The 22,769-nt window shown below is 65.8% G+C and carries 19 protein-coding genes; 10 read left to right on the plus strand and 9 right to left on the minus strand.

Annotated elements, in window-relative coordinates; all coding sequences use genetic code 11:
- Window positions 1-52: 52 nt before the first annotated feature.
- Entirely contained in the window at window positions 53-976 is a 924-nt protein-coding gene (locus tag KHO22_RS01710; RefSeq protein ID WP_211945350.1) for an amidohydrolase family protein, read from the minus strand.
- A 39-nt stretch (window positions 977-1,015) separates the two neighbouring features.
- Window positions 1,016-2,398: an MFS transporter gene (locus KHO22_RS01715; protein WP_211945351.1), complete on the minus strand. Its 1,383-nt coding sequence runs from the start codon at window positions 2,396-2,398 to the stop codon at window positions 1,016-1,018.
- A gap of 343 nt (window positions 2,399-2,741) precedes the next feature.
- Here KHO22_RS01715 and KHO22_RS01720 point away from each other — a divergent pair, with 343 nt between their 5' ends.
- Window positions 2,742-3,527 carry a TetR/AcrR family transcriptional regulator gene (locus tag KHO22_RS01720; protein WP_211945352.1) on the plus strand — a complete coding sequence of 262 codons (786 nt, stop codon included), beginning with the start codon at window positions 2,742-2,744 and terminating at the stop codon, window positions 3,525-3,527.
- 36 nt (window positions 3,528-3,563) lie between these two features.
- Here the strand turns inward: KHO22_RS01720 and KHO22_RS01725 are convergent, their stop codons facing one another.
- On the minus strand, window positions 3,564-4,502 hold the full coding sequence (locus tag KHO22_RS01725) for an AraC family transcriptional regulator (RefSeq protein WP_211945353.1): 939 nt from the start codon (window positions 4,500-4,502) through the stop codon (window positions 3,564-3,566).
- Between the two features lie 167 nt (window positions 4,503-4,669).
- On the opposite strand from KHO22_RS01725, the gene KHO22_RS01730 reads away from it, so the two are divergent.
- The 5 genes from KHO22_RS01730 (at window position 4,670) to KHO22_RS01750 (ending at window position 9,609) form a co-directional block, all read left to right on the plus strand.
- Complete coding sequence (locus tag KHO22_RS01730; RefSeq protein ID WP_211945354.1) at window positions 4,670-5,191, plus strand: Dps family protein; 522 nt, start codon at window positions 4,670-4,672, stop codon at window positions 5,189-5,191.
- 153 nt (window positions 5,192-5,344) lie between these two features.
- The gene (locus KHO22_RS01735; RefSeq protein ID WP_230426701.1) at window positions 5,345-6,121 is read left to right on the plus strand and encodes an alpha/beta hydrolase; all 777 of its coding nucleotides are present in this window, start codon (window positions 5,345-5,347) and stop codon (window positions 6,119-6,121) included.
- Window positions 6,122-6,434: 313 nt separating this feature from the next.
- Window positions 6,435-7,322, plus strand: a complete 888-nt coding sequence (locus tag KHO22_RS01740; protein ID WP_211945355.1) for an alpha/beta hydrolase — start codon at window positions 6,435-6,437, stop codon at window positions 7,320-7,322.
- Window positions 7,319-8,365: an Ldh family oxidoreductase gene (locus KHO22_RS01745; RefSeq protein WP_211945356.1), complete on the plus strand. Its 1,047-nt coding sequence runs from the start codon at window positions 7,319-7,321 to the stop codon at window positions 8,363-8,365. Before KHO22_RS01740 ends, KHO22_RS01745 begins: the two co-directional genes overlap by 4 nt.
- A 380-nt stretch (window positions 8,366-8,745) precedes the next feature.
- A complete protein-coding gene (locus KHO22_RS01750) occupies window positions 8,746-9,609 on the plus strand; it encodes a helix-turn-helix transcriptional regulator (RefSeq protein ID WP_211945357.1) in 864 nt (287 codons plus the stop codon).
- A 29-nt stretch (window positions 9,610-9,638) separates the two neighbouring features.
- Here KHO22_RS01750 and KHO22_RS01755 read toward each other — a convergent pair whose 3' ends face one another.
- The 3 genes from KHO22_RS01755 to KHO22_RS01765 all read right to left on the minus strand — a co-directional run bounded on the left by KHO22_RS01755 (window position 9,639) and on the right by KHO22_RS01765 (window position 12,586).
- A complete protein-coding gene (locus KHO22_RS01755; RefSeq protein WP_211945358.1) occupies window positions 9,639-10,775 on the minus strand; it encodes an acetamidase/formamidase family protein in 1,137 nt (378 codons plus the stop codon).
- A 71-nt stretch (window positions 10,776-10,846) separates the two neighbouring features.
- Window positions 10,847-11,512: a c-type cytochrome gene (locus KHO22_RS01760; protein ID WP_230426702.1), complete on the minus strand. Its 666-nt coding sequence runs from the start codon at window positions 11,510-11,512 to the stop codon at window positions 10,847-10,849.
- Between the two features lie 30 nt (window positions 11,513-11,542).
- The gene (locus KHO22_RS01765) at window positions 11,543-12,586 is read right to left on the minus strand and encodes a Bug family tripartite tricarboxylate transporter substrate binding protein (protein ID WP_211945359.1); all 1,044 of its coding nucleotides are present in this window, start codon (window positions 12,584-12,586) and stop codon (window positions 11,543-11,545) included.
- 271 nt (window positions 12,587-12,857) lie between these two features.
- On the opposite strand from KHO22_RS01765, the gene KHO22_RS01770 reads away from it, so the two are divergent.
- Window positions 12,858-13,646 carry an alpha/beta fold hydrolase gene (locus tag KHO22_RS01770; protein ID WP_211945360.1) on the plus strand — a complete coding sequence of 263 codons (789 nt, stop codon included), beginning with the start codon at window positions 12,858-12,860 and terminating at the stop codon, window positions 13,644-13,646.
- Window positions 13,647-13,750: 104 nt separating this feature from the next.
- Here the strand turns inward: KHO22_RS01770 and KHO22_RS01775 are convergent, their stop codons facing one another.
- The 3 genes from KHO22_RS01775 to KHO22_RS01785 form a co-directional block, all read right to left on the minus strand.
- Window positions 13,751-14,260, minus strand: coding sequence for a GlcG/HbpS family heme-binding protein (locus tag KHO22_RS01775; protein WP_211945361.1), 510 nt, complete (start codon window positions 14,258-14,260; stop codon window positions 13,751-13,753).
- Between the two features lie 81 nt (window positions 14,261-14,341).
- A complete protein-coding gene (locus KHO22_RS01780; protein WP_211945362.1) occupies window positions 14,342-15,394 on the minus strand; it encodes a porin in 1,053 nt (350 codons plus the stop codon).
- Between the two features lie 356 nt (window positions 15,395-15,750).
- Window positions 15,751-15,891, minus strand: a complete 141-nt coding sequence (locus KHO22_RS01785; RefSeq protein WP_211945363.1) for a hypothetical protein — start codon at window positions 15,889-15,891, stop codon at window positions 15,751-15,753.
- 366 nt (window positions 15,892-16,257) lie between these two features.
- Between KHO22_RS01785 and KHO22_RS01790 the strand changes: the two genes are divergently transcribed.
- The 3 genes from KHO22_RS01790 to KHO22_RS01800 all read left to right on the plus strand — a co-directional run bounded on the left by KHO22_RS01790 (window position 16,258) and on the right by KHO22_RS01800 (window position 22,743).
- Entirely contained in the window at window positions 16,258-19,158 is a 2,901-nt protein-coding gene (locus tag KHO22_RS01790) for a winged helix-turn-helix domain-containing protein (RefSeq protein WP_230426703.1), read from the plus strand.
- Window positions 19,159-19,352: 194 nt separating this feature from the next.
- A complete protein-coding gene (locus tag KHO22_RS01795) occupies window positions 19,353-21,005 on the plus strand; it encodes a fatty acid--CoA ligase (RefSeq protein ID WP_211945364.1) in 1,653 nt (550 codons plus the stop codon).
- 85 nt (window positions 21,006-21,090) lie between these two features.
- Window positions 21,091-22,743 carry an alpha/beta fold hydrolase gene (locus KHO22_RS01800; RefSeq protein WP_230426720.1) on the plus strand — a complete coding sequence of 551 codons (1,653 nt, stop codon included), beginning with the start codon at window positions 21,091-21,093 and terminating at the stop codon, window positions 22,741-22,743.
- The last annotated feature ends 26 nt before the right edge of the window (window positions 22,744-22,769 follow it).

The raw sequence follows: 22,769 nt of genomic DNA on the forward strand, positions 1-22,769 counted from the left end.
TCCCTCCTCCTGCCGAAGTGATCAGCCCCTGCGGGCCGCGCACGCCCGCCGCCTAACGTCTCAGCAGCCTGGCGGCGTTCTGTCCGTACACCTGCGTCATGTCGACGCCGGGGACGTCAATGGCATCCAGTACCGATCCGAAGTTCCGGATGGCGAATGTCGGGGCGAACGGGAAATCCGTCCCGAAGAGGATGCGGTCGGGGGCCGCAACCTGTGCCAGCGAAGCCAGCGCCGGGGCGCCGGCCGAAAGCGCCGTATCGAAGTAGAAGGACCGGATCGCCGCGTGCGTATCGCCGACGCGCTCGGCCACTTCGGGCATCATGGAAATGGACAGCGCGAGCCGCGGCACGAGGAAGGGCAAGGTACCGCCCGCATGCGACAGAATGAACCGGACGTTCCTGTAGCGGCTCATCGCTCCCGACATGACCAGGCTCGTGGCGGTGCGGGTCGTTTCGAACGGGTACTCGAGCACGGACGCCGGAGCGACGGACGGGACGTCATGCGGCGGCTGGTTCGGGTGGACGAACACCACCGTGCCGCGCCGGTCGAGTTCATCCAGCAACGGGACGAAGTGCTCGTCGCCCAGGTACTTGCCATCGTAGTTGGTGAACAGAATGAAGCCATCGACCTTCAACTGGTCCAGGCAGTAGCTGACTTCCTTCAAGGCCGCGTCGACATCCGGGAGCGGCAGGCTCGCGAAGGAACCGAACCGCCCCTGATACCGGCTGCGGAGTTCCGCGGCGTGGTCGTTGCACCGTCTCAGCAGCGTGGCGGCGTCCGGAATCGCCGGCCCCGAGGAGATGGACAGGATGCCTTCGTCGATGCCGTTTTCGTCCATCATGGCAAGGGCAGCCTCGGCGGACCAGCCTGGGGCGACGCCGCCCGGCATCGCCGCGCGCAAGACATCGAGTCCCACCGCGTCGACATACAGTTTCGGCAGAAAATGCTGGTGCGTGTCTATCTTCTTCGTTGACATGACGATTTCCTTGGAATATCGCGAAATGGAATCAGGGTTTCACTGGGCCGCAATGGACGATTTCGCCCGCATACTCTCGATCGGTTCGGCCGCAGCACCGTGCCTTCCCGCCAGCACCCGCACCATGGCTATCATGCTGGCGCAAGCCAGCATCAACGGCACCGACAGGACGACACATACGGCGAGATAGGGCAGGTTCGACACGACGATCCAGCCGATCAGCGCCGACCCGATGATCGAGCCCAGCCTGCCGATGGAAACGGTCCAGCCGCCTCCCGCCGCGCGAAACGCGGTCGGATAGAAGATCCCCGGTATGGTGTTGACACAGATGAGCGGACCGCCGATGGTCAGCCCCGCGAGGAACACCACGGCCGCATACCACGGCGCGGTTTCCGACATTCCCAGGGCGACGATGAGCAACGACCCCGCCCCGAACGCACCCGCTATCACGGCGGCGACGTTAAAGCGGCGAACCAGGATGGCAAAGAGGATGGCTCCGCCGAGCGCGCCGAACTGGAACATCGAGGACAGCTGCGAGGCTTCCTGCATCGAGAGCCCGGTCAGTTTCAGATGCGTCGGCAACCAGCTGCCGATCAGGAAGAAGACGAGATACCCGGCGAACTCGGCGAACCACGTCAACAGGGTGCCGAATCGATAGTCCTTCCCCAGCAGCGCACGGAGGCCGGACTGCTTCTCGGCCGGTGTCGAGAGCACGAACTCGGTGGCGGACAATTCGGCCGTGGGAAAGAGCCTTGCCATCACCCGCTTCACCGCGGCATCGGCCTTGTTGCTTGCCACCAGGTAAAGCGGGGACTCCGGCACCTGCCATGCCAGCAGGATGACCACGCCGAGCGGCAAGACGCCGCTCAACAGGAGCATGCCTCTCCAGCCCAGCGGCCCGAGGGCGACCGACGTGATGAAGCCGGCCGCGGCGGCGCCGAACAGGAATCCGCAGTACATCGAGGCCAGCATGGCGGCGCGCGAACGTGCCGGGGTGAATTCCGCGACGAGCGCGGATGTGGCCGGCATCGCGGCCCCGATCCCCAGGCCGGTCACGAAGCGCCAGGCGATGAGCTGGGTAATCGATTGCGACTCGCAGGACGCGATCGCGGCAACGCCGAACCATGCGATCGCCACCAGGCTCACCGCCTTGCGCCCCACGCGGTCAGCCAGCGTGCCGCCGACGATCGAACCGATCAGCAAGCCGAACAGTCCCAGCGCCACCAGCGGCGAGACCGCGGCGCTCGACAGCTTCCAGCTCTGGCTGATCGCCGGCGCAATGAAGCCGATCACAATCGTGTCGAAGCCCTCGATTGCGGTCGCCGCGAAGCAAACGAGAAAGACTGCCCATTGCTGCTTCCCCATCGGCATCTGGTTGAGGAATTCCCGCATATCGACGCGGACGTTTTCTGTACTTCCCATTGCCTCTCCTTGCGACCGGATTGATGAAACCTGTGAACAGAGTAGTTTTAATTTTTCCGATCGTAAAGGTTTATGGAGATGGGACTATCCCTACAGGCGCTCTCTGCACTTGGGGTTGATGTGCGGCTTGGGAAATCTTGTCTGTAAGCGCTTAAGGAAGGACAGCGCTGGCTGCCCGAGAGTGGAAAGCGGGAAATCACCACCCTTGAGGAGGAAAGGCCGGAAGGAATGCACGCGCTACCGCGTCGTCTTTATATAATACGGACGTAAAGTAGCCACGCCAGGGGTGTGCAGACGGCCAGGGACTGGCGGCCCCACGGCTTAACGTTTCACGGGAGGACGGATGGTGAAGAGCACGGATTCCAGGCAGACCCAGACCAGACAAGGCCGACGGCCACCGGAACTCCAGCGCGCGGAACAGCAGCGCGCCCAGGAAACCCGGACGGCAATCCTGAATGCGGCGTTTGCCGAGTTCGCTTCGAAGGGATTCGAGGCGGCGAGCATCCGCAGCATTGCCGAGCGGATCGGCTTGCAGCATCCGTTGATTACTTACCACTACCGGACCAAGGACATCCTGTGGGAAGCGGTTGCCCAACATGTGTTCGAGCGCATCGGCCACGAGTGGGAGGGCTATCTGAGCGTCGAGCCGCCATCCAGTGCCGTGGAAGGGGTCAGACTGCTGTACCGTGCCCTGTTCAAGTTCACGATGAACTTCCCGGAATTCCACCGGTTCATGCTTCAGGAGATCCTCGAGTACAGTCCGCGCCTTCAATGGCTGGCGGATACCGTACTCCGGCCGATGATCGAACGGCTGCTGCCGCTGCTCCGGCAAGCCCAGGACGAAGGCGCCCTGCCTCGCATCGAGCCTGCCCTCCTTCACTATCTGATGATCAGCCTGACATCGACCCTGTCGACCTTCGGCGCGGAAATGATGGCAACGAGCAAGCTCTCCGCATCCGATCCCAAGGTGATGGACGCCTACTGGAATACTGTCGAAGAACTGATCTTTGGAGCGCGGCCCGGCGCGCTGCACGTGGTTCAGCCCGTACCGGCGGAGGCGAAGCCGGCACGTGCCCGGCAGCCGTCCCCGCAAGCTGCCAAGGCGCCCCGGCGCGCAGCGCGCGGCTGACCGCGATACCGCGGTCAGCATGGCTGGCGGCCGATCCTATTGGTCGTCCTCCAGACCCGAGGCGGCAGTGCCGCCAAAGCGCTGGCGCCGCCAGGCGCCCGGCGTCACGCCCAGCGATGCGCGGAACACACGCGTGAAGTGACTTTGATCGGCAAACCCACATGCCAGTGCGATATCGAGCAAGGACAATGGGCTGCGCTCCAGCAGATCCTTCGCGCGATCGACTCTCCTCTTGAGCAAGTACCGATGGGGCGGCACGCCTAACGACTGCTGAAAGGCTCTCGCAAAATGCCTGGCCGATAAGCCGCATTCCTCGGCCAGGCGGCTCAGAGAGATATCGCCATCGATGGCTGCGTCAAGAAATTCCCTCGCCTTGCGTTCCTGCCAGGCCGCGAGGCCGCCGCGCGGTGGCTTCGTCCGGTCGCGAAGGCCCCCGTATCGGTGGGCAATGTGCGCGGTCAGCGCGAGCGTCACGTGGCTGATGAACAGGGGGCTCACCTCTTGCGGCGTATTCAGCACAGGCCGAAGGGCGAGAAACAGACTCCGCAGAACGGGATCGCGAACGCACTGGCTGGGACTTAGCTGCAACGCGTCAACCGGCGGCGCGTTCATGTCGTCCGCAACGGCACGCATGGCGCGCAGCGGAATACGAATATGCATGACATGGAACGGTTCCGTCAGGACTGCCACGGGATCCCGTCGAAGGTCGTGAAATTGTATGATCCCCGCGCTTCGATCCATGCCATCCAGATGCTTCCCCTCGCAGAAGTACTCGACGCCCTGGCATGCCATCAACCGCAGCTGAACGAGAAAGGCCTCGTCGTAGGGAATCGCGGTCGTCAGCCCGAGTTGAGCGGGCGACCGCACCTCTGTGAGCGCCATGGAAGCCTGCTGAAAATCCTTGAGCACAAGGCGCGGAGCCTCGGGTAGTTCAAACGCCTTCAGCGAGCTTCCGTAGTCGGAACCACCTCCCATAACTCCCTCCAGAGTGAGGCCTCAAGGATCATGGGCACGCGTCCCGGTCGTCAACCCTTGCCGCAAGGCGATGGCGCAGACATGCCAAACTTATCCGAAATCTGCCATACGGCGCTTACGAAGAATAGGACACTGGACTTCCCAGGCAAGTCCCAAGGTCGAGAGCCATGGCCGCCATCTCCCGAAAAGGGTCCGCCCCCGCGGGCCAGTACGCGAATCCGGACTTCAGTGCGCTGGCGATCAGCGAGCTGACCGGAGCCCTGAACGTATTGCTCGCGGACTATTTCGCGCTCTTCGTCAAGACAAAGGGGTTTCACTGGCACGTGCCGGGCCCGAATTTCCGCGAGCGCCACGCCTTGCTCGACGAACACGCCGCTGCGATCTCGGCGGTCTTCAACCCGCTCGCGGAGCGCATCCGCAAACTTGGCGGCACGACAATCACCTCCGTGGGCGACATCGCACGCAGACGGCGCATTGCCGATTGCAATGACGCGGGGCTGCAGGCCGTGCAGATTTTCAAGATCCTCCACGACGACAACCAGCAGCTGCTGTCATGTCTGCGTGAATCGCATGGCCTGTGCGATGCGTACGGCGATACCGCGACCAGCGGCCTGCTGGACATCTGGATCGACCAGGCCGAGGAACGTGTCTGGCACCTCTATGAAGCCTGCCGTCCGGAGCCGCCCTGACGACCGGGACTCGTGCCGCCGCGCGGCATCCCCATGACCGCTGGCGTGGCTGCCGCGCCTTGCGAACCTGGCGGTTGCTACGCGTACTTCCATACCCCCAATGGTCTGCCGAAGCATGACCTCTACCTCGTACTTCCAACCACAGCCAGGAGAATGCTGATGAGCCCCAGATATCTCGCCCTTGCCACTGCCGCCGCGATTGCACTGATCCCCGTCGCGAAGGCCGCCAATGCCAACCCGGCCCTCGCGACCAAGAATGTCGTGCTCGTGCACGGCGGCTTTGTCGATGGTTCCGGCTGGCAGAAGGTCTACAACATCCTCAAAAGGGACGGCTACAACGTCACCATCGTGCAGAACCCGACCACCTCGCTTGCCGATGACGTCGCCTTCACCAAGCGTGCCATTGCACAACAGGACGGCCCGGTCATTCTTGTCGGCCATTCCTATGGCGGCGCGGTGATCTCCGAAGCCGGCACCGACCCCAAGGTCAAAGGCCTGGTCTACATTGCGGCATTCGCCCTGGACAAGGGCGAGTCGGTGCAATCGCTGATCTCCCACCCGGCCCCCGGCGCCCCGGTACCGCCAATTCTCCCGGCGCAGGACGGCTATCTGCTCCTGGACCGGACGAAGTTCGCAGCCTCGTTTGCAGGCGATGTCCCGCGCGACGAAGCGGAATTCATGGCCGCGTCACAAGTACCGTGGGGTGTCAACGCATTGGGCGGTGCGGTGACGGAGCCGGCGTGGAAGACCAAGCCCAGCTGGTACATGGTGACCACCGACGACCGCATGATCCCGCCCCCGGCGCAGCAGATGATGGCCAAACGCGCGAGCGCGACCGTCATCGAGGTTCCCGGGAGCCACGCCATCTATGTCTCTCAGCCGAAAGCTGTGGCCAGGCTGATCGAGCAGGCCGCCCTCGGCGAAAAGTGAGTACCGGAGAGGTGAGTACCGGAGAGGGCGGCGCGCCGCGAAACGTCGCTGCGCGCCGCCCTTCCCTATTCGCCCTCCCTCATTTGAAGCCGCCATGTCCCGGCCGCATCCGGGCCGGGATGGCCAGGCCCGGATCAGGCGCAGGCCGCCAGTGGCTATCCGGCACAATTTCCGCCCCACACCGCAGGGCGTCTCATCGCCGCGCCGGAAATCCAAGTATGCGGACGATCCGGTAAGTCAGTGGATGGTTGGGCAGCCATCGACCGTCCGATTTCGTACAACATCGTGTGCCACGAAACTTGGAGAAACCAGCGTGCACACGGATGTGATTTTCGACTCCGACGGGCTCCGCCTGTCCGGCGCCCTGCATTTGCCCTCTGACCTCGCCAATGGCGGGCAACGTCCCGCCATCGCGGTGCTGCACGGGTTCGGCAGCAACAAGGACGACGGCATGGTGCGGCTTGCGACGCGCCTGTTCTCGTCGCTCGGCTACGTGGTCCTGCGCTTTGACATGCGCGGCTGCGGCGACAGCGAAGGCGAACTCGGGAAGGTGCTGTGCGAGGACCAGGTGAGCGACACCCTGAACGCAGTCAGCTACCTGCAGAGCCTGCCCGAAGTGGATCCCGGGAAGATTGCCGTGATGGGCCACAGCTTCGGCGCGGCCGTGGCGGTCTATGCGGCTGGCGTGGACCCCCGCATCGTGGCCTGCATCTCGTCGGCGGGATGGGGGGATGGCGAGATCAAGCTGCGTCAGCAGCATGCCGCTCCCGGCGCGTGGGCGCGATTCGAAGCCATGGTGGAAGACGGCCGCGCTCGCTTGGCGAAGGGCCAGTCCGTGCAGGTCTCGCGCTTCGATATCGTGCCGATTCCCCCCGCAATGCGCGGCAATCTGCCTGCGGGCAGCTTCATGGAGTTCCCGTTCGAGGTGGTCGAAAGCATGCTGCGCTTCCGGCCGAACGCGGTGGTCGGCAACATTGCGCCGCGTCCGCTGCTGCTGCTGCATCCGGCCGATGACTCGGTCACGCCGACGGAGCAGTCGATCGAACTGTTCCGCCATGCCAGGATGCCTGCCGAACTGCACCTGTTCGCGGAGATCGATCATTTCATCTTCTCCGATGACAGCCGGGCTGCCCTGAACCTGGTCACGGAGTGGCTGCACAAGTTCTTCCCGGCCCGCCCCGCCGCGTCGGGGGCGGCATGACGGCCAGCCGTTCCAGCACGATCGGCGCAGGCAAGCTGCAGGCCTTCGCGCAGGCCCTGCTTGCCTCGGCCGGGCTGGGCGAACCCGGCGCGACCGTCGTGGCCGAGAGCCTCGTCTGGGCTGACCTGCGGGGCTCGCCCGGACATGGGGTTGCGCGGATCCCGCAGTACGCCGCGTGGCTGGCATCCGGCGAGATCAACGGACGGGCGCAGCCCCGCCCGGGACTGAGCCTGCCCGCCCTGACCGTGATCGAGGGAGATCGCTGCGCGGGTGCGCTGGGCATGCAGCTTGCCGCCCGGCACGCGATCGCGGGAGCACGCAAGGCCGGCGCGAGCCTCGTGCTCTTGCGGGAGACGACGCATACGGGCGCGCTCGGATTCCACACCGCCCACGTGGCGCGCGAGGGCATGTTCGCCATGGCGATGGCTGCTTCGGGGCCGCTGATGGCCTACCACGGCGCCTCGGTCGCGGGCGTGTCGACAGCGCCTTTGTCGATGGCCTGTCCCGGACCCTGCGAGCCGATCGTGTTCGACATGGCTTCGGGAGCCGTTGCCTTCGGCAAGCTCATGCAGGCCCGCGCCACGGGGAGACCGCTTGAGCCGGGGTGGGCCATCGATGCCATGGGCAACCCGACCACGGACGCGCGCCTGGCCACCACGCCGCTGCCGCTAGGCGGCCCGAAGGGCTCGGGCCTCGCGCTCATGGCCGAGATCGCCTGCAGCCTGCTCGGCAACCACCCCATCCTCGCGCCCGCGCTGCTGGCCCCCGCTGCCATGCAGCGCCACACGCAGAACGCGTGGATGCTGGTGATCGATATCGCCCAGGTGCTGGACCCTTCCCGGTTTCAGGAACACCTGGCCGAACTGGCGGCGGCCATCCACGACTTGCCCGCCTCGGCCGAAGGTCCTCCGCGGCTGCCTGGCGAACGCGGCTACGCCGAAGCCTGCGTGCGAAACGCCAGCGGCATCGCACTCGCGCCTGCGACCGCCGACGCGCTGGAAGCGCTGGGCCGCCAGGCCGGCATTGGCGCCCCCTGGGCCTGAGAGCCCATTCCGGAATGAGGAAGGGGCTCTAAAGCAAGGCCGGACCGACGCGGTGCCGCCGCGCGGTCCGGCAGTCGTCGCCCTCTGCTGTGGCTACTGCATGCGTGGCTGACCTGGCGGCGCGATGCAAGCGGATGCCGGCTCAACCGGGTGGTGCGCCCGTCACAGTCCGTGTGCGTCTTTTCCCACGTGCGGCCGAATTGAGACACCGCGTCTCGCCCGTCCCTTGACGACTGCCGCACAGATGGCGTAATTTCCTCACTTTGCAAACGTTTGCAACATGGAGTGGACGGGCTGCGAGTCAAAGCATGAGCGGGTCGAATGCCGCCATCTTCCCCGTGAAAACGCTCCTATTCCCTTGCTTTAAGGAGATTTCTTGAATGGCAAAGGACCGCCAGATACGCATTGTCCACGGCAGCTTCGGCCGGGCCACCCTCCACCGGATATCGGGCCCCCTGGTCGCGCATGCCCATGCGGAATTCCATCTGATCTTCAAGATCGGCGGTACGGACGCGACATTCCGGATCGACGGAGAACCGGTCACACTGACCGATGATTGCGCGCTGCTGGTCAATCCATGGTCCACGCACGCCAAGACGGCCCAGGATGGCTCGCCTTCACTGCTGCTCGCCTTGCTGCTGGAGCCCGAATGGCTCGGGCGCACGCTCGGCATCGACAACCCGGCCAGCGGCCTGCGCTTCGCCGAGACGCTGGTGCGCATGGAAGCGGATACCATCGCATCCCTGTCGGCGCTGGGTGCCTGCCTGGCGCGGGATCTGGCGGACGACTCGGCCATTGGCTCGCCCGATTGCGAGGCTGCCGTCGCGGAAGTGGCCCGCAAGGTGTCGGCCAGCCACCTTCAGCGGCGCTCGATGACCGAAGTCCTGGCCAGCACCCGGCCGCTGGACTACCGGATCAAGCGCGCCACCGAGTACATCCGCAGCCATGCCGGGGAAAATCCCAACGTCGAGACGGTCGCCAGCGCGGTGGGCATGTCGCGCAGCCGGCTGTTCCACCAGTTCAAGGCCTGCATGGGCATTTCGCCCCAGCAATACCTGGACTGGATCCGCATCGGCATCGCCACGCGCCTGCTGGCCGAGCGGCACGCCAGCATCGGCGACGTGGCCCACCAGCTTGGCTTCAGTGCGCAGGGACACTTCACGCGCTTCTTCGTCCAGCACCTGGGGCTCAGTCCTTCGGAGTTTCGCCGGACCGGCATGCCGGGCGGTGCGCAAGCCGACTGAGATGCGTGCGCCGCCCCTGGGCCTGACGGCTAGCCGCGCAGCGAGCGCGACAGCTGGTTCTGGATGGATGCGTCGAACACCGATTTGGGCAGCATGCCGTGCACGGTCTTGGCCGGAATCGACGTGTAGTTGCTACCCGTCTGGTTGGAGTACTGCGTGATGCGGAAGTCCGTCGTGATGCTGGCGAGCGAGTACACATCCTGCGGATCCATGCCGGTCGCGGTACTCACCCAGTTGAGCATCTGACGCAGGCAGGCAACGAGCGCCTCATCGAGGTTCTTGCCGAAACCGAGAACGATCCAGTGGCTGGGCGTCTCCGCCATCGGCAGGTCCAGCGGCCGCTGCCTGTGCAGGATGTACTGGATCCGCATGTCTTCCATCGCGGTTTCAATGGCCGTCTGGTTGACCACGCCGTCGCCCTGCGCGGCATGCGAGTCCCCGGTCCAGATCATCGCACCCGGCCGCTGGACCGGCAGGAACAGCGACGTGCCCTCGACCAGTTCGCGCAACACGAGGTTGCCACCATACGGACCGCTGAGGATGCCGCTGACCGCTTCGTCGCCGGCAGGCTGCACCGCCATCACGCCCTGGAACGGCGCCAGCTTCACGCGAATGCCCGGCGCGAACTCGGTGTACTGGCGGTTCTCGTCGAACTTGAAATAGCGCAGGTACGGCTTGGCAAAATCGCCCGGCAATGCACCGACCCCTTTGGGCGCGGAGTTCCATCCCCAGCCAATCGGGCGCAGCCGGACCATCCGGCACTCCACCACATCACCGGGCATCGCCCCGCGCAGCTCCACCGGCCCGATATTCGAGTAAGGTCCCTGCGGAAACCGCTTGCGCACCGGCTCGCGATCTTCAAAGCTCATGCCGTACGCGGCGCCGTTGGCCCAGTTGACCCAGGTATTGGGATACATCACGAGATCGCCCGACTCGATGCTGGCCACCGGCGCCGCTTTCGGGTCGAGAATGCCCACGCGCACGGTTTCGCTGGCGGACTCGATCCGGTGGGTCCTGCCCGGCCGTACCACGGGTAGCGGGGCAACCCCGGGCACGGCAGATGCCGCATTGCGTCCCGCCTTGCCCTGTGCCCCCGCATGCAGCGACGCGGCACCCAGGCCGAGAGCGCCGGCGGCTTTCAGCCAGTGTCTCCTGTCAATCATCATCGTTCCGGTTCCTTTCTGTTGAGCCGTCCGCGGGTGTTTCCCCGCTGGACGGCGGGATGCGTCACATCGGATCAATGCAGTTGCGCCACATACTGGGCAACTGCAGCGATCTCCTCGTCTGTCATCAACGGCACCAGCAGGCTCATCAGCTTGCCGGGACCGCCACGCGTACCGGACTTCCACGCGTGGAGCTGCCTGGCCACGTATTCCGGCTGCTGGCCGCCAATGCGCGGAAAATCCGGCGCGATGCCCTCACCGTTCGGCCGATGGCATGAAACACAGGCCGGCAGCCGGCTGGACGGATTGCCCTTCCAGTAGATGGCCTTGCCCGCCTCGACCAGATGCGGCTGGTCGGCCTGCCCCCGCGCAGGCGCCTGGCGACTGAAGTAGTGCGCGAGCTCGCGCATTTCCGTTTCGCCCAGGCCCTCGACCACGGCGGCCATCGTGGCGTCCTGGCGCAGTGCGACCCCGCTCGCACTGGCCTGGAACTGCCGCATTTGCTTGAACAGGTAGTCTTCGTTCTGGCCTGCCAGGCTCGGATAGGCCTTCTGCACGCTCTGGCCGGTGTTGCCGTGGCATGCCGCGCAGACCTGCGCCACCTTCTGCGGCGCGCGCAGCGACGCATCGGCTGCCGGTGCTGCCGGTGCTGGCTGTCCCAGCGACGGCAGCGCCGGCATCAGCGCGAGCAACGCAGACAGACAGGCCGGCAGCCGCAGGCGCTCGACAGGAAGTTTCACGTCCGGATCCTCGCGATCAGCATTGGCGGCCTAGTTGAGATACCCGCCGGTTTTGGCAACGATCTTGTGCGCGCGCTGGGTTTCGCTGCTCAGGCGCGTGGTCAGGCCGTTGACACCGGTCTGGCTGAAGGCGGTGTCAACGCTCAGTGCGGTCATCTTGTCGCGGATCGCGGCGTCGCTCATGATGGCGCGGATCTCGCTCCGCAGCCGCTCGACGACGGGGGCCGGCGTGCCCCTGGGGGCAAAGACGCCATACCAGACGGTGATGTCATAGCCGGGAATGCTCTCGGCGACGGTGGGCACGCTGGGCAGGGTCTTGAGCCGGTTCGCGTTGCCAACTGCCAGCAGTTTCAGTTTGCCGGCATTCACGTGCGGCATGTACTCGAGCAGCGGCCCCGTCGCCAGGTCGATGTGCCCGGCGATCATGTCGTTGATGGTCGGGCCGCTCCCCTTGTAGGGAATATTGGTGATATTGACACCGGCCATCGTATTGATCATCTCGAGCGGATAGCTGGTCGGGCCGCCGTAGTTGACCTTGCCCGGATTGGCCTTGGCATACGCAATCAGCTCGGCAACGGTCTTGTAGGGCGTGTGCGGGTTCGTGACCAGCACCAGCGGCGACTCGCCCAGCGGCGCCACGGGCAGCAGATCGCGCGTCACGTCGTAGGGCAGTTTGCGGTAGAAGGCGGCATTGACGGCATGGATGCTGTTCAGGATGCCGATCGTATGGCCGTCCGGTGCCGCGCGCACGAGCGCCTCCGCGCCGATGTTGCCGCTGGCGCCTGGCCGGTTCTCCACCACGACGGGTTGCCCCAGTGCGGCAGACAGGCGCTGCGCCACGGTCCTGGCCAGCACGTCGTTGATGCCCGCCGGCGGAAACGGCACGATGAACGTAATGGGCCTGGACGGCTTCCAGCCCCCCTGTGCGTTGGTGTCCTGTGCGGCGTTGGCGCTGCCCGGCCGCAGGCCCGCGACAGCCACGGCAACCGTGGCAGTGATGGCCGCCACGACGGCGGCAAGCGTGGCCGCCCGGCGCGGGGCAGTCAGGCGTGACGGAGCATTCCGGCTTTGCATTGACTCTGGTCTCCTTGTGAATCGCGATGCACGGGCGACAGGGTCGGCCCGGGCTCGTACTCTCGCTGATCCGGACACAAGGCGCTTCCCCATTTGGGGAGCGGTTTACCAAAACGTCCTCCGTTCTGCGCTATCGGTACGCTCAGCGGCCAGCGCCGGCGGTCGCATGGCCCGCACTTACCGGAATGTCCAAGAACTTGATGCGCGCTTCGCTCGTGCCGCGGTGGCTCATGCAACATGGAACGCCAGACCAACGACCGGAGCAAACGCAATGCATCAAAGCCAGAACGGCACCGTCGCCACGATTGGCAACGGCCCCATCCATGTCATCGGCTTGCATGGCTGGTTCGGCCATGCAGGCGGATGGGGGCCGCTTGTCGACGTGCTCGACGGCGATCGCTTCACCTACGCCTTTATCGACTATCGGGGCTACGGGTCCCGGCGCAGGATGCCGGGCGGATTCGACCTGCAGGAAATCGCCGCCGATGTGCTGTCCCTGGCCGATGAACTGGGATGGCAACGCTTCTCGCTGATGGGACACTCCATGGGCGGCAAGGCCATGCAGGCGGTCGCGATGCTTGCCCCGGCACGCGTCAACGCCATGGTCGGCATCACGCCGGTGCCCCCGACTCCCGTGCCGTTCGACGTGCCGACACGCTCGCTGTTCGAGCGCGCCGCCTGCGAGTTCGCGGCAAGAGTCGCCGTGGTCGACCATTCGACCGGCGCCCGCCTGAGCCGCCGTTGGGTGGAAAGGATTGTCCGGGCCTCGGTCGAGCATGCCGACCCCGATGCGTTTGCCGCCTACTTCCGGGCATGGGCCGACACCGATTTCTCTGCCGACATTGCCGGCACCACGATTCCCACGCTGCTGCTGGTGGGTGAGCACGACCCCTCGCTGACCGTCGACGTCATGCAGCAAACGTACGGCCGGGCATTCGCCGACCTGGCCATCGACGAGATTCCCAATGCGGGCCACTATCCGATGGACGAGACACCCGTGGACCTGGCCACGCGGATCGAGCGTTTCCTGACGGCCGCTGATCACCGCGGCCGTACCTGACGCCCCCGGCGATCCGGAACGGCTGCCGAACTTGCGCAACGGCAGGCGTTCCACGGATGCGGCACCAAGGATGCGCCAATGGGCACGTCAGGCACATCCGCTGTTCAAGGCGTCTCTGTCGCGCCGATCGCGGCCAGGCCGCGGCGGCCGATCTCCTCGTCCACCTCCGACGGTCCCCCGCTCACGCCGACAGCCCCGACCAACCGGCCATCAACGAAGACACCAAGGGACCCCTGCGACGGAAAGACGGGGCCGCCATAAACGAGCGAACTCATCTGTCCGAAGACGATGGGATTGGCCTGATACCGCTTCACGAGGTCCGCACCGGAGGCACCGCCGGTCGCCGCCGACGCAATGGCCTTGCCGCGGGCGACATCGAAGGTCGCAAACGGGGCACCGTCCATTCTCACCCCGCTGAGAAAGTGGCCGGACACATCAACCACGACGATGCTGACCGGGACCTTGCGGTCCGCGGCGAAGCGTCTGGCGGCCTCGGCAAGGCGGATCGCCGCGTCCGCGCCCAGGGTCTGCATCGGTATCACGCTTGCCGCGGATGCGACCGACGCGCAGGACAGGTGCAGCCCGATGGCCACGGCTAAGGCAGAGCGTTTCATGGAATCTCCTATGCTTGACGCGATCGCGGGCGCCGGCACCGTGCTGGCACGGCGACCGGTCAACGTACCGCCGGGCGAGGATCAGAACAGATGGCGAATACCCATCATCACACCGCGCGGATCGGAAACGCTGTTCGCCGTCACCTCATTGGGAATATTGGAGAACGTGTAGTTGGCCTTGTTCGTATTCCAGATCTTGCTGGCGTTGGCATAGAGCGTCGTGCGCTTGGACATCGAATACTGGTAGCCGATCGACGCCTGCTGGCCCCGGTTGGACGTGCCGACCGATTGCTGCATGCCGTACGCAAGCAGCACCAGTCCGGCGCCCCCGACGGGAATGGTCGTACCAACGTGGAAGCCACGGTCCTTCAGCGTCGCCTGCCCCGGCACCCACCGCGTGGCCTGCCGTACGTTGGCGAACAACTTCAGCCAGGGGAATTCGTAGGTAGCACCGATCGCGCGCTCGTCGCGGTCGGCATCGGCCACCGCGTTGATGCTGTAGGTGCGCTCATAGGCCAGGCCAAGCCACAGCGGACCGTTGGCATAGGTCAGCCCGATGCCCCCCAACCGGTCTGCGTCGAGCGGAGCCGAGGTCCGCTCGGCTCCGAACGAATAGATCACGCTGCCTTGCAGCCCGCCAAATTCGGGGCTTTCGTAGCGCACGGAGTTGTCGGCGCGCGCGGTCAGGCTGCTGCCTGCGGGGCCGCTGTTCTGCAGTCGACCGAGCGGGCCATACGGCGAGAAGCCGAAGGCCGATGCCTGCCCTTCGATGTAGTAGATCGGCGTGTTCTGCCGGCCAAACGTCAGCGCACCCCAGTTCTTGTTGCTCAGGCCGACGTAAGCCTGACGGCCAAACAGCCGCCCGCCTTGCTGGGCCGTGCCACTGTCGAGCGCCAGCCCCGACTCCAGGGTAAATACGGCGGACGTCCCTTGCCCCAGTTCCTCTATGCCACGCAAGCCCCAGCGCGACTGATACAGCCCCCCGTCCTCGACCCGGGCGACATGGTTCCCCCCGGACTTGACATACTCGGTGTAGAGATCGGCCACGCCATAAAGGGTCACCCCCGACTGTGCCGCTGCCATGCCCGGCACCGTTGCCATCGCCGCCACCAAGAATGCTCCCCTTCTCTTCATGCCTTTCTCCTCGCTGTTCCGTCCTGTCTGACGATATGGTTCTTGCGCGGTCATTGACCGGCGCAGCAAGGGTATGGGCTGCCGCCGGGAACGCATTAACCCAATCGTCCCGCCAATTGGAAAGGTGTCCGGACATGCGGGCAGCGTGCGGATCAGCAGCGAAGGTTCACAGGGGAAAAGGGCCGGAGGGCTGGAGGACTGGCGCCTGGGTACGCAGGCAGAATCGACCGGGCGCTACCCCGTCGACGCGGCGCGCCGGAACCGCACACAAGAAAGGCCGGGTCGAACCCGGCCTTGCATGAACGCCTACCGTCAGCGGCGTCGAACGATCGCGCCCCGGGTCACACCCGGTTTCGCTACAGGTTCCGGCTGAACTCGTAGTTGTAGGGATCGCTGTTGAAGCGATGCGAATTGTCGGCACCCATCTGCGGGGCAGCGCAGCCGAGCATGCTCAGTGTCATCCCGCAGAGTACCGCGGCGGCCAGGAAACGGATCATGATGCACCTCACTTCTGGAACGCGCGCCGGGGATACGGCGCAAGCGTGAATGAAGTCTAGGCTCAACGCCGCCGCCCGCGGGGTCACGCGTCCATTCCCGGAAACCGGCGAGGCGTCCGGAAGATTCCATGCGAGACAGGGCGGGAGCGAATCTCGTCAAAAATTGTCATTCGCCAGTGGCAAATGGCCCCCACCCTGTGAATCCAGCGTACGACGGGCACATCAAATTATGATGACAACCGTGCTTTTCCGTCACTTCGCGGCAGGTTGAGTGATCCACACCGGGCTGGCAAGGACGGCATGGCAAAGCGCGGCCAAGTGCTTCGGACGCTTGAATCGTCGGGTTGGCTCGCTAGAATCAATGGCATGCACAAAGGCTCCCACCCCGCATCGGTGCCGACCGGAACGGGGGCAACGGGGCAAAGGCGTCCTCGCCGCCAGCGCGCTGTCGACGAGATGCGGCCGGTCGAGGCTCCCGCGCCCCCGCCCCCGCCCCTGCCCTCATCCCCTTTCCTGCTGGCCACCAAGATCGTTCCCCCACGGATGCCACAGGGCCTGATCGAGCGCCCGCGCCTGCTGGCGTGTCTGGCGCAAGGCAGCGAGAGACGCCTCACCGTGATCAAGGCCCCCGCCGGCTTCGGCAAGACCTCTCTGGCCGTTGCCTGGCTTGCGCAACTCCAAGCCGAAGGCGCGCGCACCGCGTGGCTTTCGGTGGATGAGGACGATGACGAGCCCGCACGGTTCGTCAACCACCTGACGGAATCACTGCGCCTGGCCTGCGGCGACATCGGAGCGTCCGCGCTCAGCCTGACCATCGACGCTTCGCTGGTGCCGCCGCGCACCGTGGTCGCGATGCTGATCAACGAGCTGGCACAGGTCGACCGGCATCTCTACCTGTTCCTGGACGACTATCACCTGATCAGCGTCGCCGACATCCACGATGCGGTGGCCCTGCTGCTCCAGCATGGCCCGCCGAATCTTCATATCGTCCTCGGCACGCGCGAAGACCCCCCGCTGCCGCTGGCCCGGCTGCGTGCGCGCAATGAGCTGCTCGAAGTCGACGCGTCGATGCTGCGCTTCAGTTTCGACGAGACCCAGCGCTTTCTGGAGCGGGAGTGCGAGGCCGGCCTGCCCTACGCTTCGGTCAACCAGCTGCACTCGGCCACTGAAGGCTGGGCGGCCGCGCTGCGCCTGTCGGCCACGATGCTGACGCGCGGCGATCCGCGCGCTGGCCGGTCCATGGAGGCGCCATCGGGAACATCGCGGCCAATCGCGGCTTACCTTGAAGACATGCTCGCCTGCGAGCCGGCGGAACTGGTCGGGTTCATGCTGCGCACGTCCATCCTGGACCGGCTGTGCGCGCCGCTCTGCCTCGCGGTTACCGGTGCAGGGAACAGCCAGGCGCTGCTGGACACCCTTGCGGCCCGCCAGCTTCTGCTCGAACCACTGGACCTCGAAGGCCGCTGGTTCCGCTATCACCAGTTGCTGCGCGATTACCTGCACCAGAGGCTGGCCGCGCACGCCGGTAGCGATGTCGCCGAACTGCACCGGCGCGCGTACCGGTGGTACGCGTCGGAGGCGCTCTGGACCGATGCCGTCCGGCATGCCCTCGCCGCGGGCGACAAGGCCGCCGCAGTCGCCATGATCGGCGAATGCGCCATGGCACTGGTACGCAAGGGGGACCTGCTCACCCTGCTCGGATGGCAACGCCAGCTGCCCGCGGAGATCCTGCGCGGCCAGGCGGAGGTGCGCCTCGCGCTGGCCAGGGGCATGGCCCTGGCGCTGCGTTTCCAGGAGGCGCTTGCCATGCTGGATACGCTCGAACACGACGCCGCGGACGGCGCGCTGCCGGACCCGGACCACTGCCTGTGGGAATGCAAGGCGATCCGGGCGGTAATGACCGCGCTGCAGGACGACCCGCCGGGCGCACTGCGGCAAGCCGAAGCCTGCCTGGCCCATCCAGTCGGCGCCGTCGGTGTCGATACGTGGACCCTCAACGCGCTGACCAATATCGTGCGATTCGGCCACTGGAAAGCGGGCCGGCTTGCGGAACTGTATGCAACACCGTGGATTCCCTATCCGGTGGAAGACGACCCGCGGAACCTGTTCACCACGGTTTACAGGTCGTGCCTGCTGGGTCTTGCCGAACTCCAGCAAATGCATTTCACGCTGGCCGAACGCCACTTTGTCCAGGCGATGCGGATGGCCGAGCAGAATGCGGGGCCGCAGTCCCCGGCTGCCGCGCTCTGCGCGCCGCTGCTGGCCCAACTGCGCTACGAGCACGATGAAATCGATGCCGCGGAGGCGCTCCTGCTCGAGCGCGCGCCGGTCATCAATGCCGTGGTACTGCTCGACAGCGTCCTGGTGGCGCACACCCTGCTGGTACGCATCGCCGCGGCGCGCGGCCAGATCGAGCAGGGTCATTACTGGGTCGACGTGGCCCTGAGCATCGGCCACCAGCGTGCCTGGCACCGGCTGATTGCGGCGGCCCTGCTGGAGCGCATCCGCCTGCTGCTGGCCGAAGCGCGGACGAAGGAAGCGGCGGCGTGCGTTGCACAGCTCGACGAACTCGCCCATGCCAGCGCCACCTCCGGACGCGCCAGCGCGTCCGAGATCGATCGTTATCGGGTGCTGGGCACCGCCGGCCTGGCCATGGCGCAGCAGCGCGCCGCGGACGCGATACCTCTGCTGGACAGCCTGCTCGTGCGGTTCCCGCAAGGGCGTCCGGACTATCTGGCGCTGCGCGCCCGCACCATGGTCGCGCTGGCCTGCCTCGCGGCGGGTGATCCGGCGCGGGCCACCATGGAATGCCGCGAAGTGCTGGCGGCAGTGGAATCCTCGGGGGCGTACCGGACCATCCTCGACCAGGGACCCGGCATCGGCGCCCTGCTCCGGACAGTCCGCGAGAGCACGCCTGCCAGCGAGGAGAACCGCGGCAGGCTGGCATGCATCGACCAGCTCCTGGAACGCTGCAATGCCCGCTACTCCCTGCGCGAGAAGCCACCCTCGCCACCCTCGCCGCCCCCGACGCCGCAGCAGGAAGCGCTGAGCGTCCGCGAGCGCGGCATCCTTGACCTGATCGCGGCGGGCCAGTCGAACAAGGAGATTGCGCGCACGCTCGGCATCGGGCCGGAAACGGTCAAGACCCACGTCAAGAGCATCTTCGTCAAGCTGTCGGTCGACAAGCGCGCCCAGGCCGTTGCACGCGCGCAGACGCTCGGCCTCGTTGCCGGTCACGGAAGCAGCATGGCTGTAGCGGGCAAGTGATTCACGGGGCCCAGGCCCCGAGCAGCCGCTCACAGGCGCCCGCGCTGCTCCCCCGCAGCGCTCCCCTCTTCGGGGGATAACGCCCGCTTTCCTTCCCCGCCAACATGTCTCCAACACAAAGCGCCGCCTGAATCCCGCCAGGGATGACGGGCCCGGCGCACCGGGAAATCCCCCCTTTCCGTCTGGAGACTCTCATGCTGGATCAGGTGACCGACACCACACCCGAGGCCTACGCCTACCCGCTGCTCATCAAGCATCTGCTGCATACGCCCCTTGCGCAGTCGCCCGACCAGGAGATCGTCTACCGCGGCGACCACCGCCAGACCTACCGGACACTGGGTGAGCGCATCCGCCGGCTGGCCAATGGACTGGGCTCGCTCGGCGTCACGCGCGGCACCACGGTCGCGGTGATGGACTGGGACAGCCATCGCTACCTGGAGTGCTACTTCGCCGTGCCGATGATGGGCGCCGTGCTCCAGACCGTGAATATCCGCCTTTCGCCCGCCGAGATCGCGTACACCATCAACCACTCCGGCGCCGAAGTCCTGCTCGTGCATACGGACTTCCTGCCCGTCGTCGAATCGATCAGGGACCAGCTCGACACCGTGCGCGTCTTCGTTCATATCGAAGAGGACGGCAGCACCGCCGCGCCGCACACGATCCCGTTCTGGGGTGAGTACGAGCCCATGCTGGCCTCCAGCGCGAGCGAATACGATTTCCCGGACTTCGACGAGAACACCCGCGCCACCACGTTCTATACCACCGGCACCACCGGGCTGCCGAAGGGGGTGTACTTCTCGCACCGCCAGCTCGTGCTGCACACCATTACCGCAATGGCGGCGCTGGCAAGCCCGCAGTCCGGGCAGCGCTTCCATCGCGGCGACGTCTACATGCCGGTCACGCCGATGTTCCACGTCCACGCCTGGGGCATGCCGTATGTCGCCACCATGCTTGGCGTGAAGCAGGTCTATCCGGGACGCTACGTGCCGGACCAGCTCATCCGCCTGGTGCGCGACGAAGGCGTGACCTTCTCGCACTGCGTCGCAACCATCCTGCACATGCTGCTGAACTGCGAGGCGGCAAAGACCGCGGACTTCAGCAACTGGAAGATCATCATCGGCGGGGGTGCCCTGCCGCATGGCCTGGCACGCGCCGCCCTGGAGCGCGGCATCGACATCTTCACGGGCTACGGCATGTCCGAGACCTGCCCGCTGCTGAGCCTGGCCCAGCTTCGTCCGGGCGAGAAGCCCGTGGACATCGACGACGAAGTCCGCCTGCGCTGCAAGACCGGCCTGCCGGTGCCGCTGGTGGACCTTCGCATCGTCGACGACGAGATGGCGGACCTGCCCCGCGATGGCAAGGCAGCCGGTGAAATCGTGGTCCGCGCGCCGTGGCTGACCCAGGGCTACCGCAACAACCCCGAAGCGTCCGAAGCGTTGTGGGAAGGCGGCTACCTGCATACGCAGGACATCGCCAACATCGATGAGGCCGGGTACATCCAGATCACCGACCGGATCAAGGACGTGATCAAGTCCGGCGGCGAGTGGGTGTCTTCGCTGGAGATCGAAAGCCTGATCTCGCAGCACCCCCGCGTGTCGGAAGTCGCCGTCATCGGCGTCAAGGACGAAAAGTGGGGCGAGCGTCCGGTGGCGCTGGTCGTGCTCAAGCCGGACGCGCCCGTCACGGCCATCGAGGAGGACATCCGCCAGCACGTCATGGGCTTCAGCGCGAAGGGGCAGATCTCGAAGTACGCCGTGCCCCAGATCATCCGCATCGTCCCGTCGCTGGAAAAGACCAGCATCGGCAAGCTGAACAAGAAGCTGATGCGCGAACGGTTCACCGCGTAAGCGCATGGGAGGAGACAACATCATGAGCAGCCCCCGAGACAGCAAGCAAAGCATCGGCAGCGTGGCCGCCAACGAAACGGAAGCCATGGCCCGCCACAGCGATAGCCCCAGGCTCAATCCGTTCATCGGCCTGCGCGGCTGCGATGTCGTGGACACCGTGCGGCAGGTCGGCGCGCAAGTCGTGCGCCAGCCCACGCTGCTGCTGGAGCAGAAGGCCGCTCTGCTGCGCGAACTGATGGCCGCACTGTCCGGCAACGGCGCGGCCGAGCCGCAGAAGGGCGACAAGCGCTTTGTCGATCCCACCTGGCAGAGCAACCCCTTCTACCGCGCCGCCATGCAGAGCTACCTGTCCTGGTGCAACGCGCTGAACGGCTTTGTCGAGCGTTCCGTGCTGGACGACCGCAGCAAGGAGCGCGCGCAGTTCCTGCTGCAGCTGATGACCGATGCGCTGGCGCCGACCAACACGCTGCTCGGCAATCCGGCCGCGCTGCGCAAGATCATCGAATCCGGCGGCACGAGCCTGGTCTCGGGCCTGAAGAACGCCATGACCGACCTGCTCAGGAACCAGGGAATGCCGTCCCAGGTGGACATGTCCGCCTTCGAGGTGGGCAAGAACCTGGGCACCTCCCCGGGCGCGGTGGTGTTCCGCAACGAGGTGCTGGAGCTGATCCAGTACACCCCCGCGACCGGCGAAGTCTATGGCCGCCCGCAGCTGATCGTGCCGCCGCAGATCAACAAGTTCTACGTGTTCGACCTGTCCAAAGGCAAGAGCATCGTCGACTACCTGCTCGGGAATGAGTTCCAGGTGTTCATGGTGAGCTGGCGCAACCCGACCATCGAGCATCGCGACTGGGACATGGATACCTATGTCGCCGCGCTGATCGAGGCGGTTCACGCGGTGCGCGAAATCACCGGCAGTGAAGACGTCAACCTGCACGGCGCCTGTTCCGGCGCGATGACCATGTCCGCGCTGATGGGTCACCTGGAAGCACGCGGCGAGCGCCTGGTCAATGCCGCCACGCTGATGGTGGCGGTGCTCGACAGCACCGCCGACTCGCAGATCGGACTGTTCGCGACGCCCGAGAGCATCGCGGCGGCCAAGCAGAACAGCATTCTCAAGGGCGTGCTCGGCGGCGACGAAATGGGCCGCGTGTTCGCGTGGATGCGGCCCAACGACCTGGTCTGGAACTACTGGGTCAACAACTACCTGCTGGGCAATGCGCCGCCGGTGTTCGACATCCTCTACTGGAACAACGACACCACGCGCCTGCCCGGCAAGTTCCACGCCCAGTTGCTCGACATCTTCACCGGCAACCTGTTCGCCAGGCCGCGCGCGCTGAACGTGCTGGGTACGCCGATCGACCTGTCGGCGGTGAACTGCGACATGTACGTGGTAGGCGGCATCACCGACCACATTACACCGTGGAAAGGCGTGTACAACACGGCCCGTGCGTTCGGCGGCAAGATCCGCTTCGTGCTGAGTTCGAGCGGTCATATCCAGAGCCTGATCAACCCGCCGGGCAACCCGAAGGCGAAGTTCTTCCTCAATCCCGAACTGCCCGCGCAGCCCGAAGCCTGGCTTGCCGGCGCCGTCACGGAAAGCGACTCGTGGTGGGACAACTGGAAGCAGTGGCTGGCCGAGCGCTCGGGCGAGCGGCGCGCGGCGCCGGCATCGGTCGGCAGCACGCGCCACCCGGCACTGGCCGACGCGCCCGGCACCTATGTCACCGGTGCCTGAACCGGCACAGCCGCCCGCCCAGCTCT

This window comes from Cupriavidus yeoncheonensis (assembly GCF_905397275.1).
Taxonomy (GTDB): domain Bacteria; phylum Pseudomonadota; class Gammaproteobacteria; order Burkholderiales; family Burkholderiaceae; genus Cupriavidus; species Cupriavidus yeoncheonensis.

Coding starts and splice junctions, on each gene's coding strand:
- KHO22_RS01735 (WP_230426701.1), top strand. CDS start 5,345: ATGCTGATGAGCCCCAGATATCTCGCCCTTGCCACTGCCGCCGCGATT.
- KHO22_RS01750 (WP_211945357.1), top strand. CDS start 8,746: ATGGCAAAGGACCGCCAGATACGCATTGTCCACGGCAGCTTCGGCCGG.
- KHO22_RS01715 (WP_211945351.1), bottom strand. CDS start 2,398: ATGGGAAGTACAGAAAACGTCCGCGTCGATATGCGGGAATTCCTCAAC.
- KHO22_RS01755 (WP_211945358.1), bottom strand. CDS start 10,775: ATGATGATTGACAGGAGACACTGGCTGAAAGCCGCCGGCGCTCTCGGC.
- KHO22_RS01730 (WP_211945354.1), top strand. CDS start 4,670: ATGGCCGCCATCTCCCGAAAAGGGTCCGCCCCCGCGGGCCAGTACGCG.
- KHO22_RS01790 (WP_230426703.1), top strand. CDS start 16,258: ATGCACAAAGGCTCCCACCCCGCATCGGTGCCGACCGGAACGGGGGCA.
- KHO22_RS01710 (WP_211945350.1), bottom strand. CDS start 976: ATGTCAACGAAGAAGATAGACACGCACCAGCATTTTCTGCCGAAACTG.
- KHO22_RS01720 (WP_211945352.1), top strand. CDS start 2,742: ATGGTGAAGAGCACGGATTCCAGGCAGACCCAGACCAGACAAGGCCGA.
- KHO22_RS01795 (WP_211945364.1), top strand. CDS start 19,353: ATGCTGGATCAGGTGACCGACACCACACCCGAGGCCTACGCCTACCCG.
- KHO22_RS01765 (WP_211945359.1), bottom strand. CDS start 12,586: ATGCAAAGCCGGAATGCTCCGTCACGCCTGACTGCCCCGCGCCGGGCG.
- KHO22_RS01770 (WP_211945360.1), top strand. CDS start 12,858: ATGCATCAAAGCCAGAACGGCACCGTCGCCACGATTGGCAACGGCCCC.
- KHO22_RS01725 (WP_211945353.1), bottom strand. CDS start 4,502: ATGGGAGGTGGTTCCGACTACGGAAGCTCGCTGAAGGCGTTTGAACTA.
- KHO22_RS01800 (WP_230426720.1), top strand. CDS start 21,091: ATGGCCCGCCACAGCGATAGCCCCAGGCTCAATCCGTTCATCGGCCTG.
- KHO22_RS01785 (WP_211945363.1), bottom strand. CDS start 15,891: ATGATCCGTTTCCTGGCCGCCGCGGTACTCTGCGGGATGACACTGAGC.
- KHO22_RS01745 (WP_211945356.1), top strand. CDS start 7,319: ATGACGGCCAGCCGTTCCAGCACGATCGGCGCAGGCAAGCTGCAGGCC.
- KHO22_RS01780 (WP_211945362.1), bottom strand. CDS start 15,394: ATGAAGAGAAGGGGAGCATTCTTGGTGGCGGCGATGGCAACGGTGCCG.
- KHO22_RS01775 (WP_211945361.1), bottom strand. CDS start 14,260: ATGAAACGCTCTGCCTTAGCCGTGGCCATCGGGCTGCACCTGTCCTGC.